Origin of the sequence: Variovorax paradoxus, assembly GCF_000834655.1 — a bacterium.
Taxonomy (GTDB): Bacteria; Pseudomonadota; Gammaproteobacteria; order Burkholderiales; family Burkholderiaceae_C; genus Variovorax; species Variovorax paradoxus_F.
Genome location: NZ_JXQQ01000136.1, coordinates 25,628 through 43,919 on the forward strand (window position 1 = coordinate 25,628; position 18,292 = coordinate 43,919).

Annotated in this window: 20 protein-coding genes; 13 read left to right on the forward strand and 7 right to left on the reverse strand. The window is 66.8% G+C overall.

Going from position 1 to position 18,292, the window contains the following annotated elements:
• The first annotated feature begins 49 nt into the window (after window positions 1-49).
• Both RT97_RS31370 and RT97_RS31375 read left to right on the forward strand, forming a co-directional pair.
• Entirely contained in the window at window positions 50-1,024 is a 975-nt protein-coding gene (locus RT97_RS31370; protein ID WP_042582779.1) for a ribose-phosphate pyrophosphokinase, read from the forward strand.
• 89 nt (window positions 1,025-1,113) lie between these two features.
• A complete protein-coding gene (locus tag RT97_RS31375; protein ID WP_042582780.1) occupies window positions 1,114-1,782 on the forward strand; it encodes a 50S ribosomal protein L25/general stress protein Ctc in 669 nt (222 codons plus the stop codon).
• An 81-nt stretch (window positions 1,783-1,863) separates the two neighbouring features.
• On the opposite strand, the gene RT97_RS31380 is transcribed toward RT97_RS31375, so the two are convergent.
• Complete coding sequence (locus RT97_RS31380; protein WP_052810805.1) at window positions 1,864-2,448, reverse strand: hypothetical protein; 585 nt, start codon at window positions 2,446-2,448, stop codon at window positions 1,864-1,866.
• 19 nt (window positions 2,449-2,467) lie between these two features.
• Complete coding sequence (locus tag RT97_RS31385; protein WP_253278362.1) at window positions 2,468-3,124, reverse strand: hypothetical protein; 657 nt, start codon at window positions 3,122-3,124, stop codon at window positions 2,468-2,470.
• Window positions 3,125-3,242: 118 nt separating this feature from the next.
• On the opposite strand from RT97_RS31385, the gene pth reads away from it, so the two are divergent.
• A complete protein-coding gene (gene pth, locus RT97_RS31390) occupies window positions 3,243-3,875 on the forward strand; it encodes an aminoacyl-tRNA hydrolase (protein WP_042582781.1) in 633 nt (210 codons plus the stop codon).
• 36 nt (window positions 3,876-3,911) lie between these two features.
• Complete coding sequence (locus RT97_RS31395; RefSeq protein ID WP_042582782.1) at window positions 3,912-4,415, forward strand: hypothetical protein; 504 nt, start codon at window positions 3,912-3,914, stop codon at window positions 4,413-4,415.
• Here RT97_RS31395 and RT97_RS31400 read toward each other — a convergent pair.
• Window positions 4,401-4,688, reverse strand: a complete 288-nt coding sequence (locus tag RT97_RS31400; RefSeq protein ID WP_042582783.1) for a YfhL family 4Fe-4S dicluster ferredoxin — start codon at window positions 4,686-4,688, stop codon at window positions 4,401-4,403. The genes RT97_RS31395 and RT97_RS31400 overlap by 15 nt on opposite strands.
• A gap of 103 nt (window positions 4,689-4,791) precedes the next feature.
• Between RT97_RS31400 and RT97_RS31405 the strand changes: the two genes are divergently transcribed.
• The 7 genes from RT97_RS31405 to RT97_RS31435 all read left to right on the forward strand — a co-directional run bounded on the left by RT97_RS31405 (window position 4,792) and on the right by RT97_RS31435 (window position 13,180).
• Entirely contained in the window at window positions 4,792-5,742 is a 951-nt protein-coding gene (locus tag RT97_RS31405; RefSeq protein WP_042582784.1) for an ABC transporter permease, read from the forward strand.
• Window positions 5,739-6,617, forward strand: a complete 879-nt coding sequence (locus RT97_RS31410) for an ABC transporter permease (RefSeq protein ID WP_042582785.1) — start codon at window positions 5,739-5,741, stop codon at window positions 6,615-6,617. The genes RT97_RS31405 and RT97_RS31410 overlap by 4 nt, the downstream gene beginning before the upstream one ends.
• 6 nt (window positions 6,618-6,623) lie before the next feature.
• Window positions 6,624-7,613, forward strand: a complete 990-nt coding sequence (locus RT97_RS31415; RefSeq protein WP_042582786.1) for an ABC transporter ATP-binding protein — start codon at window positions 6,624-6,626, stop codon at window positions 7,611-7,613.
• Window positions 7,610-8,440, forward strand: a complete 831-nt coding sequence (locus RT97_RS31420) for an ATP-binding cassette domain-containing protein (protein ID WP_042582787.1) — start codon at window positions 7,610-7,612, stop codon at window positions 8,438-8,440. The genes RT97_RS31415 and RT97_RS31420 overlap by 4 nt, the downstream gene beginning before the upstream one ends.
• A 109-nt stretch (window positions 8,441-8,549) precedes the next feature.
• A complete protein-coding gene (locus RT97_RS31425) occupies window positions 8,550-10,043 on the forward strand; it encodes an ABC transporter substrate-binding protein (RefSeq protein WP_042582788.1) in 1,494 nt (497 codons plus the stop codon).
• Window positions 10,044-10,271: 228 nt separating this feature from the next.
• Window positions 10,272-11,759, forward strand: a complete 1,488-nt coding sequence (locus RT97_RS31430; protein ID WP_042582789.1) for an ABC transporter substrate-binding protein — start codon at window positions 10,272-10,274, stop codon at window positions 11,757-11,759.
• 8 nt (window positions 11,760-11,767) lie between these two features.
• Window positions 11,768-13,180 carry an amidase gene (locus tag RT97_RS31435; RefSeq protein ID WP_437184116.1) on the forward strand — a complete coding sequence of 471 codons (1,413 nt, stop codon included), beginning with the start codon at window positions 11,768-11,770 and terminating at the stop codon, window positions 13,178-13,180.
• Window positions 13,181-13,403: 223 nt separating this feature from the next.
• Here RT97_RS31435 and RT97_RS31440 read toward each other — a convergent pair whose 3' ends face one another.
• On the reverse strand, window positions 13,404-14,030 hold the full coding sequence (locus RT97_RS31440) for a YitT family protein (RefSeq protein WP_042582791.1): 627 nt from the start codon (window positions 14,028-14,030) through the stop codon (window positions 13,404-13,406).
• A gap of 50 nt (window positions 14,031-14,080) precedes the next feature.
• Complete coding sequence (locus RT97_RS31445) at window positions 14,081-14,953, reverse strand: LysR family transcriptional regulator (RefSeq protein WP_042582843.1); 873 nt, start codon at window positions 14,951-14,953, stop codon at window positions 14,081-14,083.
• Between the two features lie 111 nt (window positions 14,954-15,064).
• Here RT97_RS31445 and RT97_RS31450 point away from each other — a divergent pair, with 111 nt between their 5' ends.
• Together RT97_RS31450 and RT97_RS31455 are read left to right on the forward strand one after the other, a co-directional pair.
• Window positions 15,065-15,463, forward strand: coding sequence for a tautomerase family protein (locus RT97_RS31450; protein ID WP_042582792.1), 399 nt, complete (start codon window positions 15,065-15,067; stop codon window positions 15,461-15,463).
• A 31-nt stretch (window positions 15,464-15,494) separates the two neighbouring features.
• A complete protein-coding gene (locus RT97_RS31455) occupies window positions 15,495-16,871 on the forward strand; it encodes a tetratricopeptide repeat protein (protein ID WP_042582844.1) in 1,377 nt (458 codons plus the stop codon).
• 12 nt (window positions 16,872-16,883) lie between these two features.
• On the opposite strand, the gene RT97_RS31460 is transcribed toward RT97_RS31455, so the two are convergent.
• On the reverse strand, window positions 16,884-17,579 hold the full coding sequence (locus tag RT97_RS31460) for a histidine phosphatase family protein (RefSeq protein WP_042582793.1): 696 nt from the start codon (window positions 17,577-17,579) through the stop codon (window positions 16,884-16,886).
• Between the two features lie 31 nt (window positions 17,580-17,610).
• Complete coding sequence (locus tag RT97_RS31465) at window positions 17,611-18,264, reverse strand: Yip1 family protein (RefSeq protein WP_042582794.1); 654 nt, start codon at window positions 18,262-18,264, stop codon at window positions 17,611-17,613.
• Window positions 18,265-18,292: the final 28 nt, after the last annotated feature.

The following is an 18,292-nucleotide window of genomic DNA, read 5'->3' on the forward strand; positions in this document are numbered from 1 at the left end:
CCTTTTGGCGGCTTCCTCAAAGCCAATTTCGCACTGCCGGGACGCGCTCATGCAGGCTAATCACCCTGATTTCATGGTTTTCACCGGCAATGCCAATCCTGGCCTCGCCGCAGAAATCGCGCACAACCTCGGCACCTCGCTGGGCGCCGCACGCGTCGGTCGCTTCTCCGATGGAGAAGTCACTGTCGAAATCAACCAGAACGTCCGCGCACGCGATGTGTTCGTGGTGCAGTCCACCTGCGCTCCGACCAACGAAAACCTGATGGAACTGCTGATCATGGTCGACGCGCTCAAGCGCGCATCGGCCGAGCGGATCAGCGCCGTGATTCCCTACTTCGGCTATGCCCGCCAGGACCGCCGTCCGCGTTCGAGCCGCGTGCCGATCTCGGCCAAGGTCGTGGCCAACCTGCTGGAAACCGTCGGCGTCGAGCGCGTGCTCACGATGGACCTGCACGCCGACCAGATCCAGGGCTTCTTCGACATTCCCGTCGACAACATCTACGCCTCGCCCGTCCTCCTGGGCGACCTGCGCGCCAAGAACTACGAAGACCTGATCGTGGTCTCGCCCGACGTTGGCGGCGTGGTCCGCGCCCGCGCGCTGGCCAAGCAACTGAACTGCGACCTCGCCATCATCGACAAGCGCCGCCCGAAGGCGAACGTCAGCGAAGTCATGAACGTGATCGGCGAGATCGACGGCCGCAACTGCGTGATCATGGACGACATGATCGACACGGCCGGCACGCTGGTCAAAGCGGCCGAGGTGCTGAAAGAGCGCGGCGCCAAGAGCGTCTACGCCTACTGCACGCACCCGATCTTCTCGGGCCCGGCCATCGAACGCATCACCAAGGGCTCGGCCCTCGATGAAGTGGTCGTGACCAACACCATTCCCCTTTCCGATGCGGCCCTCGCATGCGGAAAGATCCGCCAGCTCTCCGTGGCACCGCTGATCGCCGAGACGATCCAGCGCATTGCCAAGGGCGAGTCGGTGATGAGTTTGTTCTCGGACCAGGACAACCTGTTCTGACCTGAGAGCCAAAGAGCGGGCTTCTTCTCGAAGAAGCCTTTTTGAACCGGAGTCGCACTGGTCGCGGTGGACTCTCACAGGAGCTAGTTATGAAATTCGTCGCTTTTGAGCGCGCCAAGCAGGGCACGGGTGCGAGCCGCCGTCTCCGCATCTCGGGCAAGACGCCCGGTATCGTCTACGGTGGTGAAGGCCAGCCCCAGCTGATCGAAATCGATCACAACGCGCTGTGGCACGCCCTCAAGAAGGAAGCCTTCCACTCGTCGATCCTGGAAATGGAACTCGGCGGCGCCACCAGCAAGGTGCTGCTGCGCGACGTGCAGTACCACCCGTTCCGCCAGCTGGTGCAACACATCGACTTCCAGCGCGTGGATGCCAAGACCCGCCTGCACATGAAGGTGCCGCTCCACTTCAAGGGTGAAGAAGAGTCCGAAGCCGTCAAGACCGCGCACAACCTGGTGAACCACGTGATCACCGAGCTGGAAATCAGCTGCCTGCCGTCCGACCTGCCCGAGTTCATCGAAGTGGACCTCTCCGGTCTCACGAAGAACGCCACGCTGCACGTCAACGACATCAAGCTGCCCAAGGGCGTGAAGTTCGTGAGCCACGGCAAGACGAACCCCGTCATCGTGTCGGCCGTGCCGCCGCTGGTCGCCGAAGAGCCGGCACCTGCCGCCGAAGGCGCGGCTGCTGAAGGCGCCGCACCGGCTGCCGGTGGCAAGCCTGCCGCCAAGACGGCCAAGCCTGCTGCCAAGAAGTAATTCGATTCTTCTCGCGGACGGCTCGCCGAGCCGCCAAAAAAACGCCCACTCATCGAGTGGGCGTTTTTTCTTGTGCGCCCGTCAGGGCTTGACGGCTGACTTGAATGCCTCGTCCTTGAGCAGGCGCTCCACCAAGCGGCGATAGAGCGCCGTGTAGTGGTTGACCGCCGCCGGAATCGCAATGGCGCCGACGAAGGACGACTCCCAGCTGTCGTTCTCGACGAGTTCCTTGTCGTAAAGCGTGTTGCCGCCCTTGCTGACCTTGAAGCGCGCGCCCAGGGTTGCGGTTCCCTGCGACGCCCCGGCCTCGACCGTGCTCTTCGTCAGTTGCCCGCCGATGACCGTGCCGCTCTTGGGCTCGAGCAGTCCCGCACTGCGAAGTTCGACGCTCAGGGCCTCCTGGAGGTACTTGGAAAACGAGCTGTCGTACGGCGAAAAGAAGGTGTTGCTGCGAATGCTCAGCGCCTGATCGACGCTCTTCGGCACGCCCGCGGCGGGCGTGAAGGTCTCCACGGCGACGGGGCCGATGCCTGAAGACTTCGCCAGCTGGACGTTCTCGATGCTCGCCGACGGCGGCGCAAGCTTGACCTGCGCGCATCCGGTCAAGAGCGCAAAACCGGCTGCGGCAACGACAAGCACGAGCCCGCGAATTTTTGACAACGCCATGGTCTGTGCTTCCTCTTGTTCAATTGAATGCGGGGTCGTGCGAAAGGTCGTTCAGCGCATTGCCGACGATCTGCCTCACCATGGTGTTCACGGCCTCGTTGATGTCTTTGGCCTTGGTGGAGTTGCCGGGTGTCGCGGCCGCCCCCATCGTCGTGTGAATGGCGTGGCGCACGACCTTGACTACCGGCTTCTTGCCGGGCGCGACGTAGTTCACCGTGCAGATGTAGCCGTCGGACACTTGAGAGCCGGCGAGTCCGAAAGTCAGACCCGTCGCGAATCCCTTGCTGAAAGCGTCATCCGACATGGGCACGTTGTTGAGCTTGATGCCGAGAAGCGCACCGCTTGCCGCAGGCTTTTCGTCTGTCGCCGAGAACAGCCCGCTGGCTCGCACCTGCTCGACCACCTGCTTCTTCAATGCATCCGTTGCGCGTGTATTGGAAACACCCTTGGTTTCGAACTCGAAAAGAACCTGCACCGGGGCGGGTGCCGCAGGCTTCTTGAACATCGACGCGTTGACTTCCTTCGTGGCTCCGTCGATGTAGTGGCTTGCACAGCCGGCCATCACCATTGCCGCCAAGCCCATCGCCGCTATACCCAGCGCGCGCGTCCAACGACGGCGCAGAGGCACCGTGAGCTCAATTGACATGATTTTTTCCTCCCGGATCGGGTTTGCCATTGCTGTAGTTAATGCCGTACTTATTCACACATTGCGTTGCGATAAGTGCTCATAAGCGTATCAGAATGAGGCTAGACAGCCGATTCGAGCAGTGCGGTCGGCGCGGATAATTCCCCTCATGATCAAGTTGTTCGTCGGCGTCGGAAATCCGGGCCCTGAGTACGAAGCCACGCGCCACAACGCGGGCTTCTGGTGGATCGACGCTCTTGCGCGCGACTGGAAACTCAACCTCGTGCCCGAGCGCGGCTACCACGGCCTCGCGGCGCGCGCCAGCATCGGCGGCCAGAGCGTCTGGCTGCTGGAGCCACAGACCTTCATGAACCTCTCGGGCAAGTCGGTGGCCGCGCTCGCGCGCTTCTTCAAGATCGCCCCCGAGGAAATCCTCGTGGTGCACGACGAGCTCGACGTGGTGCCCGGCCAGGCCAAGCTCAAGTTCGGCGGCAGCCATGCGGGCCACAACGGCCTGCGCGACATCCATGCGCAGCTGGGCACCGGCGACTACTGGCGGCTGCGCCTGGGCATCGGGCATCCCGGCGTGAAGTCGGAGGTCGTCAACTGGGTGCTCAAGAAGCCGCTGAAGGAACAACGTGAGCTGATCGAGGACGCCATCGTCCGCACGCTGCATGCCGCACCCGCGCTCGTGGCCGGCGAGATGGAGAAAGCGACCATGCAGATTCACACGAGCAAACCGCCCCGGCCCAAACCACCGCGGCGGGAGCCCGGCGAAGGGGGCACGCCTGCCGCCACCTAGCCGGCAACCGGAGCGCAGGAGGGAGAGAAATAAAAAATGACTACGAGAAGAAGAGAAAAGAGAGTGAGGAAGTTCGGGCTGGCTATATTTTTCATAGCAACCTGCGCCTATTCCAATGGCGTGGCGGCCCAGGATTCTGCAAAGACCTGGCGATGCGGAAGCACCTACTCCGACCGCCCCTGCGAAGGCGGCAAGACGGTGAAGGTCGACGACCCGCGCAGCCATGAAGACCGGCGCGCGGCCGAAGCCGGTGCAAAGAGCAACAGCACACAGGCCGACAAGCTGGAGCGCTCTCGCCTCTCGCTGGAAAAGGCGGCCTACGACCGCGATCGGCAGGCGGCGCGGGAAGCAAGGAGCGCCGCAATGGCCGAAAGGCGCATGGCCCTGTCCGAGCAGCAGGCTCGCGAGCGCGCCACCAAGGCGGCCGGCGATCCACGCAAATCCACCATGAGCTTCAGCAGCGGCGGATCGGGCAAGTCGGCCGGCGACGCCCCGGCAAAGCAAAAGAAGCGGAAGTCCCGCGACTCAGACGCCGGCTGAAGAGGCGGGCGACACCGCCGTCACCTTGATCGCCGTGAGGCGCTGGTACTTCTGCATCAGCGTCTCGCGGCTTTCCACGTGTTCGGGATTCAGGGGAATGCACGCCACCGGGCAGATCTGCACGCACTGCGGCTCATCGAAGTGGCCGACGCACTCGGTGCACTTGTGCGGATCGATTTCGTAGTACTCCGCGCCCATGTAGATCGCATCGTTCGGGCACTCGGGCTCGCAGACATCGCAGTTGATGCATTCGTCGGTGATCATGAGGGCCATCCCCCGATTATCGGCGGACCGGGCCGCCGGGCCAGCCGTGAATGACAAAGGCCACATCAGCGGCACACTTGTTGCACCAGTCAGTTATGCTGCGCCCCGCCCCATGAGTCTGTTTCTATTCAAGCGCCTCGCCACGCTGATCGGCACCTTGATCGGCGCTTCGGTCATCGTCTTCCTCGTCCTGGAGATCCTGCCCGGCAACGCCGCGCAGATGCTCATGGGCCCCGACGCGTCGCCCGATGCCGTCGCGGCGCTGGCCACCAAGCTGGGCCTGGACCAGCCCGCGTGGACGCGCTACTGGCACTGGATCGGGGGCCTGCTCACTGGCAACCTCGGCGACAGCTATGCGTACAGCTCGCCGGTGCTCGACCTCATCCTCGAACGCCTCGCCCTCACCGTGCCGCTCGCGCTGCTGGCGATGGCCTTCACCGTGGTGATCGCGCTGCTGGTGGGCGTCACCGCCGCCGCGCGACACAACAAGCTCGGAGACGTCGGCCTCATGGGCATGGCGCAGGTCGGCATCGCGATCCCGAATTTCTGGTTCGCGATCATGCTGATCCTGGTGTTCTCGGTGCAGCTGCAATGGTTCTCCGCCGGCGGCTTCGAGGGCTGGGGCGAAGGGATCTTCGCGGGCTTCAAATCGTTGCTGCTGCCCGCGCTGTCGCTGGCGGTGGTGCAGGCGGCGATCCTCGCGCGCATCACGCGCTCGGCCGTGCTCGAGGTGATGCGCGAAGACTTCGTTCGCACCGCCCGCGCCAAGGGCGTGTCGCAGCGCATGGTGCTGTGGACCCACGTGCTGCGCAACGCGATGATCCCGGTCATCACGGTGATGGGCATGCAGTTTTCCGAGTTGCTCGCCGGCACCATCGTGGTGGAGAACGTTTTCTATCTCCCGGGCCTGGGCCGCCTCATCTTCCAGGCCATCAGCAACCGCGACCTCATCGTGGTGCGCAACTGCGTGATGCTGCTCGCGGCGCTCGTGGTCATCGTGAACTTCGTGGTCGACGTGCTCTATGCCGTGATCGATCCGCGCATCAAGGCGAGCGACATATGAGCAGCACCGTCGTCGCTCCGAGCGCCGCCGCGCTCAAGGTGCCGGGCTTCTGGCGACGCGCACTGCACCACCGCAGCTTCGTCATCGGCGGCGTGCTGACGCTGCTGCTCCTGCTGGCCGCCGCCCTCTCCCTCGTCTGGACGCCCTGGTCGCCCTACGAGATGGACATGGCCAACAAGCTCAAGCCCCCGACCGGCTCGCACTGGCTGGGCACCGACACCTACGGACGCGACGTGGCCTCGCTGCTGCTCGTAGGTGCACGCGCCTCCATCCTCGTGGGCGTGATCGCGGTCGGCATCGGCCTGGTCGTCGGCACCGCGCTCGGCCTGCTCGCGGCAGCGAAGCGCGGCTGGGTCGAGGAAGCCATCATGCGGCTCACCGACTTCTCGCTCGCCTTCCCCGCGATCCTCTCGGCGATCATGATGACGGCCGTGTTCGGTGCGGGCATCGTCAACGCCATCGTCGCGATCGGCATCTACAACATCCCCACCTTCGCGCGCATCACGCGTGCCTCGGCCAATGCCATCTGGTCGCGCGAGTACATCGCGGCCGCGCGCGCCTGCGGCAAGGGCGCGTTCTCGATCACCATGCAGCACGTGCTGCCGAACATTTCCGCCGTGCTGATCGTGCAGATCACGATCCGCTTCGCCATCGCGATCCTCGCCGAAGCCGCGCTTTCCTACCTCGGCCTCGGCACGCAGCCGCCACAGCCGTCGTGGGGCCGCATGCTGAGCGAAGCGCAGACGATGATGTTCCAGTCGCCCCTGCTTGCCGTGTTCCCCGGCATGGCCATCGCGCTGGCGGTGCTGGGCCTCAACCTCCTGGGCGACGGCCTGCGCGATCTGCTCGACCCGCGCCTCGCGCGCGCAAGGTAAAGCGACATGCCCCTCCTCCAAGTCAAGGACCTGCACATCGAACTGCAAACGCAGCGCGGCCCGGCCGAGGCCGTGCGCGGCATCGACTTCACGCTGGAGCGCGGCGAAACGCTGGGCATCGTGGGCGAGTCGGGCTGCGGCAAGTCGATCACCGTGATGTCGCTGATGGGCCTTTTGCCCTCGAACGCCAAGGTCACCGGCAGCATCCGCTTCGACGACACCGAGCTCGTCGGCCGCGACGAAAAGGACATGTGCCAGATCCGCGGCAACCGCATCGGCATGATCTTCCAGGAGCCGATGACGGCGCTCAACCCGGTGCACACCATCGTGCGCCAGGTCGGCGAGCCGCTGCGGCTGCATCGCGGCCTCTCGAAGGCCGAGACGCGCAAGGAGGTGCTGGCGCTGCTCGAGCGCGTGGGCATTCCGGATGCGGCCTCGCGGCTCGACGCGTACCCGCACCAGTTCTCGGGCGGCCAGCGGCAACGCATCGGCATCGCGATGGCGCTGGCCTGCGGCCCCGACCTGCTGATCGCCGACGAGCCGACCACCGCGCTCGACGTCACGATCCAGAAGCAGATCCTCGAACTGATCCAGGGCCTGGTGCAAGAGCGCGGCATGGCGCTGATCCTGATTTCGCACGACCTGGGCGTGATCGCGCAGACCGTCTCGAAGATGCTCGTGATGTACGGCGGCAGCGTGGTCGAGAGCGGGCCGACCGAGGCCGTGTTCGCGCGCCGCGCGCATCCCTACACGCAGGGCCTCTTCGCCGCCCGCCCGGCGCTCGGTGCGCCGCGCGGCGTGCGCCTGGCCACCATCCGCGGCAGCGTGCCCGAGCTGGTCGACCTGCCCAAGGGCTGCCCGTTCGCGGGCCGCTGCAGCTACACGATCGACGCCTGCCAGACGACGCGGCCGCCGGCCACGATGCTGCCTCAGGACCACGCGGTGCGCTGCATCCGGCTGGAAGAAATCGCGACGAAGGTCGCCGTTGCCTCATGAGTGAATCCGCCCTCGCCTCGCCGCTGCTGGAGGTGAACGACCTCGTGCGCCACTACGACCTGCCGCGCGAAAAGCTCTTCGGCCCGCCGCCGACCGTCAAGGCGCTCAACGGCGTGAGCTTCAAGGTCGAAGCCGGCCGCAGCCTCGGCATCGTCGGCGAATCGGGTTCGGGCAAGTCGACCATCGCGCGCCTCGTGATGGCGCTCGATACGCCCACCTCGGGCAGCGTGAAGCTGCTCGGGCGCGACCTGCACACGCTGCCCAGGAGCGAACTGCGCACTGCGCGACGCGATTTCCAGATGGTCTTTCAAGATCCCTACGGTTCGCTCGACCCACGCCAGACCGTCGCACGCATCGTCGCCGAGCCGCTCGAAGCCTTGGCCGAAGTCTCGCGCAAGGAGCAGCGCGAGCGCGCCGCCGAATCGCTCGCAGCGGTGGGCCTTCGCACGACGGACATGGACAAGTACCCGCACGAGTTCTCGGGCGGACAAAGACAGCGCATCGCGATCGCACGCGCGCTCATCACGCGCCCCAAGCTCATCGTCGCCGACGAGCCCGTCAGCGCGCTCGACGTGTCGGTGCAGGCGCAGGTGCTCAACCTCATGCAGGACCTGCAGCAGCAGTTCGGCGTGAGCTACCTGCTCATCAGCCACGACCTCGCGGTGGTCAACCACCTGTGCGACGACGTGTGCGTGGTGTGGAAAGGCCTGATCGTCGAGCAAGGTCCGCCGGGCGAGCTGTTCCGCAACGCGCAGCACCCGTACACGCGCACGCTCCTCGACGCGGTACCGCGCACGCCCACCGGCGGCACCTTGCTCGCGGCCTGACACCGACGCGTCGCCCGTCCTTCGTAGGATGAGTGGGTCATAAGCATCTGGTTGCGCGACGCCCCGCGTCTCGCGGATGATGCTTGCCCCTTCCCGAGGACTCCGCTCCATGCTCAAACGACGCACCCTGCTTGCCACCAGCGCCGCAGCCCTGACACCGCTCGCATTGCCGATCAGCGCCTTCGCGCAAAAGAAGAAAGATTCGCTGGTGATCGGGCTCACGCTGGAGCCCACGGGCCTGGACCCCACCGCCAAGGCCGGCGCCGAGATTTCCGAGGTGGTGCTCTACAACGTCTTCGAGACGCTCACCAAGATCAACTCCGACGGCGGCGTGACGCCGCTGCTCGCAGAAAGCTGGGAGGTCTCGCCCGACCTCAAGACCTACACCTTCAAGCTCAAGCGCGGCGTGAAGTTCCAGAACGGCGAACCCTTCAATGCGAACGCCGTCAAGTTCTCGTTCGACCGCGCGGCCGCGGCCAACAGCACCAACAAGGACAAGCGCACCTTCGCCAACATCGCCACGCAGGTGCTCGACGAGCACACCGTGGTGCTGATCAACAAGGAAATCGAGCCCGACCTCTTGTTCCTGCTCGGCCAGGCCTCGGCCATCGTGGTGGAGCCCAGGACGGTGGAGACCAACGCCACCAAGCCCGTCGGCACCGGCCCCTACCGCCTGGACAACTGGGCCAAGGGCTCAAGCATCGTGCTCGCCAAGTGGGACGGCTATCGCCACGCCGATGCCGTGCAGATCCGCAAGGTGAGCTTCCGCTTCATCTCGGAGCCGGCCGCGCAGACCACCGCGCTGCTCTCGGGCGACGTGGATCTGTTCCCGCACGCCTCGGTGTCGCGCAGCCTGCCGCAGTTCCAGAACGACAAGCGCTTCCAGGTGGTGTTCAACGCCTCGCGCGGCAAGACCATCCTGGCCATCAACAACAAGCGCAAGCCGCTGGACGACGTGCGGGTGCGCCGCGCCATCTCCGCGGCCATCGACCGCAAGGCCGTCATCGAGGCGGCGGTGGACGGCCGCGGCATCCCCATCGGCAGCCACTACGTGCCGACGGCGCCGGGCTACGTCGACACCACGGGCATCAACGCCTACGACGTGGAAAAGGCGAAGAAGCTCCTGGCCGAGGCCGGCGTGAAGACGCCGCTCGAGCTCGACCTCGTGCTGCCGCCCCCGCCCTATGCGCGGCAGGGCGGCGAGCTCATCGCCGCGCAGCTCGCAAAGGTGGGCATCGTCGCGAAAATCCAGAACGTCGAGTGGGCGCAGTGGATGAGCGGCACCTACGGCAACAAGAACTACGACCTCTCGCTGATCCTGCACGTGGAGCCCTTCGACCTGGTGAACTACACCAAGCCTGAGTACTACTGGGGCTACCACTCGGCGAAGTTCAACGAGGCCTTCGACAAGGCGCGCAACGCGCCGCGCAACGCCGACCGCCTGCGCTACCTGGGCGATGCGCAGCGGCTGCTGGCCGAGGACGCGGCCAACGTGTTCCTGTTCCAGCCGCAGTTCATCACCGTGGCGGGGCGCAACCTGCGCGGCCTGTGGAAGGACTCGCCGATCTTCGCGAACGACATCGCCGCCCTGTACTGGGCGTAGGGCCTGAGGCAGGCGCCTTCGCAGGCTCCCGGCATCCGGGTACGTCCCGAGGAAAAACCGTTCCGGGAGCCATTCGCCAAGCCGCCCGCTGCGAGAGAATGATTCGCTGCGCACGTGGCATCTTTCGTGCTGCGTGCCTTGTCTTTCGTGGCGCCGCGCCTCCCTTCGGGGCACGGTGGGCGCCGAACCAGTCATTCGACCCTGGCCGTTTTCCGGAGATACCCAAGTATGTTGAACCGTCGCACCCTCCTCACCACCGCCGGCGCCACCGTCGCGCTGGCCACGCCGCTGGCCGGCATGGCCCAAGGGCGCAAGGACGCCATCGTGATCGGCATGGCGCTCGAGCCGCCGGGCCTGGACCCGACGGCCGGCGCCGCCGCGGCAATTGCCGAGATCGTGCAATACAACATCCTGGAGACGCTCACCAAGATCAACGCCGACGGCAGCGTCACGCCGCTCCTGGCCGAGAGCTGGGAAATCTCGCCCGACCTCAAGACCTACACCTTCAAGCTCAAGCGCGGCGTGAAGTTCCAGAACGGCGAGCCCTTCAACGCGGCCGCCGTCAAGTTCTCGTTCGACCGCGCCGGCGGCGAGAAGAGTACCAACAAGGACAAGCGCACCTTCGCCAACCTCGCCACGCAGGTGGTGGACGACTACACCGTGGTGGTCATCAACAAGGAGATCGATCCCGACCTGCCCTTCGTGCTCGGCCAGGCCACGGCCGTGATCGTCGAGCCCAAGAGCGCCGAAGGCAACGCCACCAAGCCGGTGGGCACCGGCCCCTACAAGCTGGATGCGTGGGCCAAGGGCTCCTCGCTCGCGCTGAGCAAGTGGGAGGGCTTCCGCAGCCCCGCCACCGCCAAGATCAACAAGGTGACCTTCCGCTTCATCGCCGACACGGCAGCGCAGGCCGCCGCGCTCATGGCGGGCGACGTGGACGTGTTCACGCGCATCGGCACCCGCGTGGTGCCGCAGTTCAAGGCCAACCCGCAGTTCCAGGTGATCCTGGCGGGTTCGCGCGCCAAGACGATCCTCTCGATCAACAACCAGAAGAAGCCGCTGGACGACGTCCGCGTGCGCCGCGCCATCCTCGCGGCCATCGACCGAAAGGCCGTGATCGAGGGCGCCGCCGACGGCCTGGGCGTGGCCATCGGCAGCCACTACGTGCCGGGCGCGGCGGGCTTCGTGGACACCACGGGCGTCAACCCCTTCGACATCGAGAAGGCCAAGAAGCTGCTTGCCGAAGCCGGCGTGAAGACGCCGCTCGAACTCAAGATGACGCTGCCGCCGCCGCCCTATGCGCGCCAGGGCGGCGAGGTGATCGTGGCCCAGCTCGCCAAGATCGGCATCGTGGTGAAGGTGCAGAACGTCGAGTGGGCGCAGTGGCTGAGCGGCACCTACGGCAACAAGGACTACGACCTGTCGATCATTTCGCACGTCGAGCCCTTCGACCTGGGCAACTACGCCAAGTCGGACTACTACTGGGGCTACCAGTCGAAGGCCTTCAATACGCTGTTCGACAAGATCAAGACCACCGCCAACGCCACCGAGCGCAACAAGCTCCTGGGCGACGCGCAGAAGATGCTGGCCACCGATGCAGCCAATGGCTTCCTGTACCAGCCGCAGTTCCCGACCATCGCCAAGAAGAACGTCAAGGGCCTCTGGAAGGAGAACCCGATCTTCGTGAACGACCTGTCCGCGCTTTCGTGGGGATGAGCGTCACCGTGTCCGATGCCCCTTTGTTGAGCGACCTGTCGGCACAGGAGCTCTCGGCCGCCTACCGCGGCAAGCGCTTGTCGCCGGTCGAGGTCACACAGGCCGTGATCGCGCAGATCGAGCGCTGGGAGCCGCACCTGCAGGCCACCTGGCTCTTTCGCCCTGAGGCCGCGCTCGCACAGGCGCGCGCATCGGAGGCGCGCTGGCAGCGTGGCGATGCGCTCGGCCCGCTGGACGGCGTGCCGGCCACCATCAAGGAAAACATCGCCACGCGCGGCGACCCGATGCCTGCGGGCACGGCCGCCGTCGACCTGAAGCCCGCCACCGCCGACGCACCGCCGGCCGCGCGCCTGAAGGAAGCCGGTGCGGTGATCGTGAGCAAGACCACCATGCCGGACTACGGCATGTTGTCGTCGGGCCTCTCGAGCTTTCACACGCTGGCGCGCAACCCGTGGGACCTCGCCAAGACGCCGGGCGGCTCCAGCGCCGGCGCGGGTGCTGCCACCGCCGCAGGCTACGGCCCGCTGCACCTGGGCACCGACATCGGCGGCTCGCTGCGGCTGCCCGCGAGCTGGTGCGGCATCTTCACGCTCAAGCCGAGCCTGGGCCGCATTCCGATCGATCCGCCCTACATGGGCCGCGCCGCGGGCCCGATGACCCGCACCGTCGGCGACGCCGCATTGATGATGCAGGCGCTCTCCCGGCCCGACGCGCGCGACAGCATGAGCCTGCCGGCGCAGGACATCGACTGGGCCGCCTTCGACGTGTCGCCCGACCATTTGCGCGGGCTGCGCATCGGACTGCTGCTCGACGCGGGCTGCGGCCTCGCGGTCGAGCCCGAGATCCAGACGGCCGTCGAACACGCCGCGCGCCTGTTCGAGAAAGCCGGCGCGATCGTCGAGACGATGCAGCCCTTCATGTCGCAGGCCATGCTCGACGGCATGGACCACCTGTGGCGCATGCGCTCGCTCGTGGACATGAAGGCGCTGCGCGCCGACCAGCGCGCCAAGGTGCTGCCGTACATCCGCGAGTGGGCAGAGAGCGCCGCAGAGTTCAGCGGCGAGCATGTGTTTCGCGGCTTCAGCCAGTTCCATGCGACGCGCGTGGCGGCGGTGCAGGCGTGTGCGCGCTTCGACTACGTGATCTCGCCGGTGTCGCCGAACATGCCCGCCGCGGCCGAGGCGCCCTCGCCGACCAACGACCCGCTACGGCCGCTGGAGCACATCGGCTTCACGGTGCCGTTCAACATGTCGGAGCAGCCGGCGTCGTCGGTGAACTGCGGCTACTCGGCGGGCGGGTTGCCGATCGGCCTGCAGATTGCAGGGCACCGGTTCGACGACCTCGGTGTGCTGCGCGTGTCGCGCGCGTTCGAGCAGATTCGAGAGGCGCAGAGGCCCTGGCCTGTGGTGCCGGGGAACTGATGCCCTTGTTCAGGGCTGCACTCACGCCGACGGTGGGCAGCGCGAGCGCCTCAGAGCCGTCGTTGATCGCTGATCACCAGCCGCGTGCCCAAGTGCGCAGGGCATCGGGTGCTCCCCGCAGCGAAATCAAGGAGGAGCCGAAGGCGGGGGACATTCGCGGAGGGGAGTACCCGGTGGCCTGTGCACCTGCCCCGAACAAGCGCGCCCCGAACGCGACAGACGCTCAGGTCGCCGCGTAGCGCCCCGGCTTGTGGTTGATCCACAAGAAGAGCCCCATCACCACCGCCGCCAGCACCGACCACCCCACGCGCTGCGGCGGAATGACGAACAGCGCGAGCAGCACCACCGTGCAGTCGATGCCGATCTGCACCTTGCCGGCAGGCCAGCCGCGCTTTTCCTGCAGGTACAGCGTCAACACCGTCGCACCGCCGAGGCTCGCGCGGTGGCGTGCGAGGAACAGGCAACCCGTGCCCAGCATCAGGCCTCCGAGCACCGCCGCGAACGCCGGATGGAGCGAGTCGATCGACAGATAGCGCGGCGCCCAATCTGTCATCACCGAGAGCAGCGCGATCGCCGAGAAGGTCTTGAGGGTGAAGGCCCGCCCCATGCGGCGCCAGGCAAACCAGTAGAACGGCAGGTTCACCAGGAAGAACAGCTTGCCGAAGCTCACGCCGGTCGCGTAATGCAGGATGAACGCGACGCCCGCCGTGCCGCCCGTGAGCAGGCCCGCCTGGCCGAACAGCATCATCGCGATGGCAACGAACAAGGTGCCCGAAAAGATCGCTTGCGCGTCGTCGAAACGGGAATGGCGCAGCAGATCCGGCAGGTGGGTGGGTTGTGGCGCGTCCATGGCGGAGGGTGACGCAAATCCCGCGCCACCCCTGTCGCCTCGCGCCCTCTTCACACCAGATGGGTGGCCAGCATCTCGCGGGCGCGGGTCACGAACGCCGTCTCGCCCCGGCGCCCGGGCAGGAACTGGAACGCGACCTTCGGCACGGCCGGCAGGCCGTGCGGCCCCGCCAGCCGGGTCACGCCCTCGCACACCGCGGATTCGTTCAGGCACGCGACCCCCAACCCCGCGGCCAGCGCCGACTGCAATCCGGCCACGCCCGACGCCACGTGCGCGAGCACATACGGCACGCGCCGCCGCCGCAGCAGCGCCACGGTGAACTGGTGCAGCGAGCAGGTGTCGGGCAGCGCCAGCAGCCGCACCGGTTCTCCCCGCGCCACCCGCAGGCCGGTCGCGCCCAGCCACGCGAGCGATTCGCGGCGGATCAGCGAGGTCTTCGCGCCCTGCGCCGAGGCTGACGACGATGCGCCCGCGATGTCCATTGCCAGGCCGACGTCGAAGTCGCCGTGCGCATAGGCGGCCCGCAGCGCGTCGCTCTTCAGGATGGTCACGTTCAGCCGCACCTGCGGATAGCTCTCGCCCAGGCGCCCCAGCAGCTGCGTGAGATCGCCGGGGCGGAAGTAATCGGTCACGGCCAGCCTGAGCTCGCCCTGCAGCGTTTCGCCATGCAGGTCGCGGAACGCCTCGTCGCTGAGCGAGAGGATGCGCCGCGCATACGCCAGGAGCCGCGTGCCCGCCTCGGTGGGCGCGACGCCCGCCTTGCTGCGCGTGAGCAGCGACTGCCCCGCCCGCTCCTCGAGCTTGCGCATCTGCTCGCTGACCGACGACTGCGAGAGGAACACGCGGGGCGCGGCGGCCGTGAGGCTGCCCGCGTCGATCACCGCGGCCAGGGTGCGAAGTTGTTCGAGGTCGAAGGTCTGCATGACGCCATCCATCCGTTTATCCGATGGAATCCATCATATCTTCCCGCTTTTCCGATGACCAAGGGAATTCCACAATCACCCCATCGTTCATTCATTCCCCAGGAGTCCACCATGCCCCACATCGTTGTCCACCTCTCCGGAGAACCCGACGCAGCCCTCACACGCAAGACCGTCGATACCGTCGCCGAGCTCACGCAGAGCGTGCTCGGCAAGCAGTTGCCGGTGATCGCCATCACGGTGCAGTACATCGCCGCCGACGCCTGGTTCATCGGCGGCCAGACGCTGGCCTCCCTGGGCAAGTCGGCCTTTCACCTGGACATCAGCATCACTGACGAGACCAACACCAAGGCCGAGAAGGCGCGCTACCTGCGCGAGGTGCACGCGGCCATGGCGAAGATCCGGCCCGACCTGCACGAGGTGTCGTACATCCACGTGATCGACGCGCGCGGCGCGGCCTACGGCTACGGCGGCAAGACCCAGGAGTACCGTCACCAGCAAGCCGGGGTTTGAACCCTTGGCGGGGGCATGGCACCATGCCGCCATGCCCTCCGCCACCCCGCACGCCGCCGACAGCCTCGGCAATCCGCTCACCCTGGACAACCCCGCCAGCCTCGCGCTGGTCGACGACTTCGTCATGGGCTTCATCTCGACCGAGTCGCGCGCAGTCAACCTCATCGCGCTCGCCGAAACCGACGCGAGCCCCATCGTGCAGGCGTACTGCGCGACGCTGCACCTGTTTGCCGAATCGCGCGAGGCCGTGGCGAATGCGCGGCCGTTTCTCGCGAAGGCCCGCGCCGGCGCCGAGCGCGCCACACCGCGCGAGCAGCGTTACATCACGGCCATCGAGGCCTGGGCCGATGGCGACATCGTCCGCGCCATCGAGCTGCACGCAGCGCAGGCACGCGAATTTCCGCGCGACCTCGTCTCGGTCAAGCTGGGCCAGTACCACTGCTTCAACACCGGCGACTGCCCGGGCATGCTGCGGCTCGCGCTCGCGGTGCTGCCATCGACCGCCGACGTGCCCTACGTGCACGGCATGGCCGCCTTCGGCTTCGAACAGTGCCACCTGATGCGCGAGGCCGAGGCCAGCGCGCGCCTGGCCATCGCCATGTGCCGCAAGGAACCCTGGGCGCACCACGCGCTCGCGCACGTGATGCTTACCGAAGGCCGGCTCGCCGAAGGACTGGCGTTCATGGAAAGCGTGAGCGACACCTGGATCGGCCTGAACTCCTTCATGGTCACGCACAACTGGTGGCACGTGGCGCTGTTCCTCATCGACCTGGGCCGCGACGCCGAGGCGCTCGCGGTGTACGACGAGCATGCGTGGGGCGTGGTCAAGGACTACTCGCAGGACCAGATCGGCGCCGTGTCGCTGCTCGCGCGGCTGGAACTCGCGGGCATCGACGTGGGCGCGCGCTGGAACGACGTGGCCGGGTATCTGCTGCAGCGGCAAGCGGACCACGTGCTGCCCTTTCTCGATCTGCAATACCTCTACGGGCTCGCCCGCGCGGGACGGCCCGAAGCCGACGCGCTGCTGCGCAACATCGAGGCCTTCGCGCCCAACGCACCGCCCTCGACGCGCGCCGCATGGCAGCGCGTCTGCGTGCCGGCCGCGCACGGTCTCGTGGCCCATGCGCGCGGCGATTTTGCGGGGGCCATCGAAGGGCTCGGTGTCGCGCTGCCCCGCATGATCGAGATCGGCGGCAGCCACGCGCAGCGCGACCTGTTCGAGCAGGTGTACCTCGCTGCACTGGTGCGCATGGGCAGCGAGTCCACCCTCGCCGCGGCACAGGGCATCCTGCAGCAGCAGCTCAACGGCCAGCCCGAATCGCTGCGGCTGCGACGGCAGGCGGGAGCCGTCTATGCACGGCTCGGCCTCGGGCAACTCGCCGCAGGAGGCATGCCGGCAAGGGGCTGAACGCGCGGGCGCTCAGCCCTTGTTCTTCAGGTGCCGCGTCTGGTCGTAGGTCGGCTGCGGCGGCAGGTCGGCGAGGTGGCGTGTGTCGGCCCACTCGACGATCTCGATCGCATCGGGCGCCGCCGGGTCGGCGATGCGGATGCGGTTGAAACCCGCGTTCGGAATGTCGCTCTGGCGCGGCCCGCTCAGGCTCAGGCCCTTGGCGGTGCGCCACACCATGTCGAGCACGCCGCCATGGGTGACGACGATGAGATGCTGCCCCTTGTGGGCGGTAGCGATGGTGCCGAGCGCCGCGACGATGCGCGCATGGAACTCGCGTGCCGTCTCGCCCTCGGGCATCGCGTGGTCTTCGCGGAACTCCAGCCACTCTTCCCACGCGCGCGGGTGAAGGTCCTGGATCTCGTCGGAGCGCATGCCTTCGACGATGCCGAAGTACTGCTCCCGCAACCCCGCCGAAGTGACCACCGGCAGCGAAAGCTGCAGCGCCGCCGGGGCGGCCGTCTGCTGCGCGCGCATGAGGTCGCTGCTGATCAGGTGCTGTGCCTCCTCGCCCGCCAGGCGCAGGCCGATGCGGCGCGCCTGTTCATGGCCGATGTCGTTGAGCGGCACATCCGCATGCCCCTGGAAGCGCAGCTCGCGGTTCCAGGCGGTTTCGCCGTGACGGATCAGGATGATGTCGGTGGTGGTGTCGGGTTTGGGCGTTGGCATTGCCGCCCATTTTCCACCGTGCGCGTGACGCTCAGGTTGTTGCGGCCGCCAGCTGTTGCACAACTGCCACCGCTTCGCCTGCAAGGCCCAGGCCCGTGCCCATGCCGACACGCGCGGGCGACGGCGTGAGCAGCGCCAGCACCCAGGCGATCACGAACCCGCCGACGATGGCGCAGACCACCACCACCGCGGTGTATGCAATGGCCTTGTCGACCGGGCACTTCATCAGCACCGGCAGGCCCAGGTAGAGCAGGTAGATGCCGTACAGCGCGGCCACCGCACCCAGCACCGACAGAGAAGGCAGCAGGCTGAAGATGCCGCCGACGAAGGCCGCCGTGCTCGAATAGGCCGAGAGCTTGAGTGCGCTGACCTGGTTCTTGGTTCCCTCGAAGGTCGGCGCCATCGCATCGATGATGAGAGCGAGCACGAACACCATGACCAGCGACAGCACGTAGCCCACGATCATGTTGGCCAGCCCCGCGACGATCGGCACGCGGAAGTTCACCCCGAACGCCCCGAGCCCGACGACCGACAGGCCGATGAAGCTCGCCACCGCCGGAATGAGCGCAAGGATCATCACGTAGTTCTTGTAGAGCGAAGCGGCATCGGCCGGCTCGGCATCGATCACGGGCCAGGTGGCCTTGGGCTTGAGCAGGACGTCCTGCACGCGTTGAACCAGGTTCATTTGTTGTCCTTGACTTGAAACGGAAACG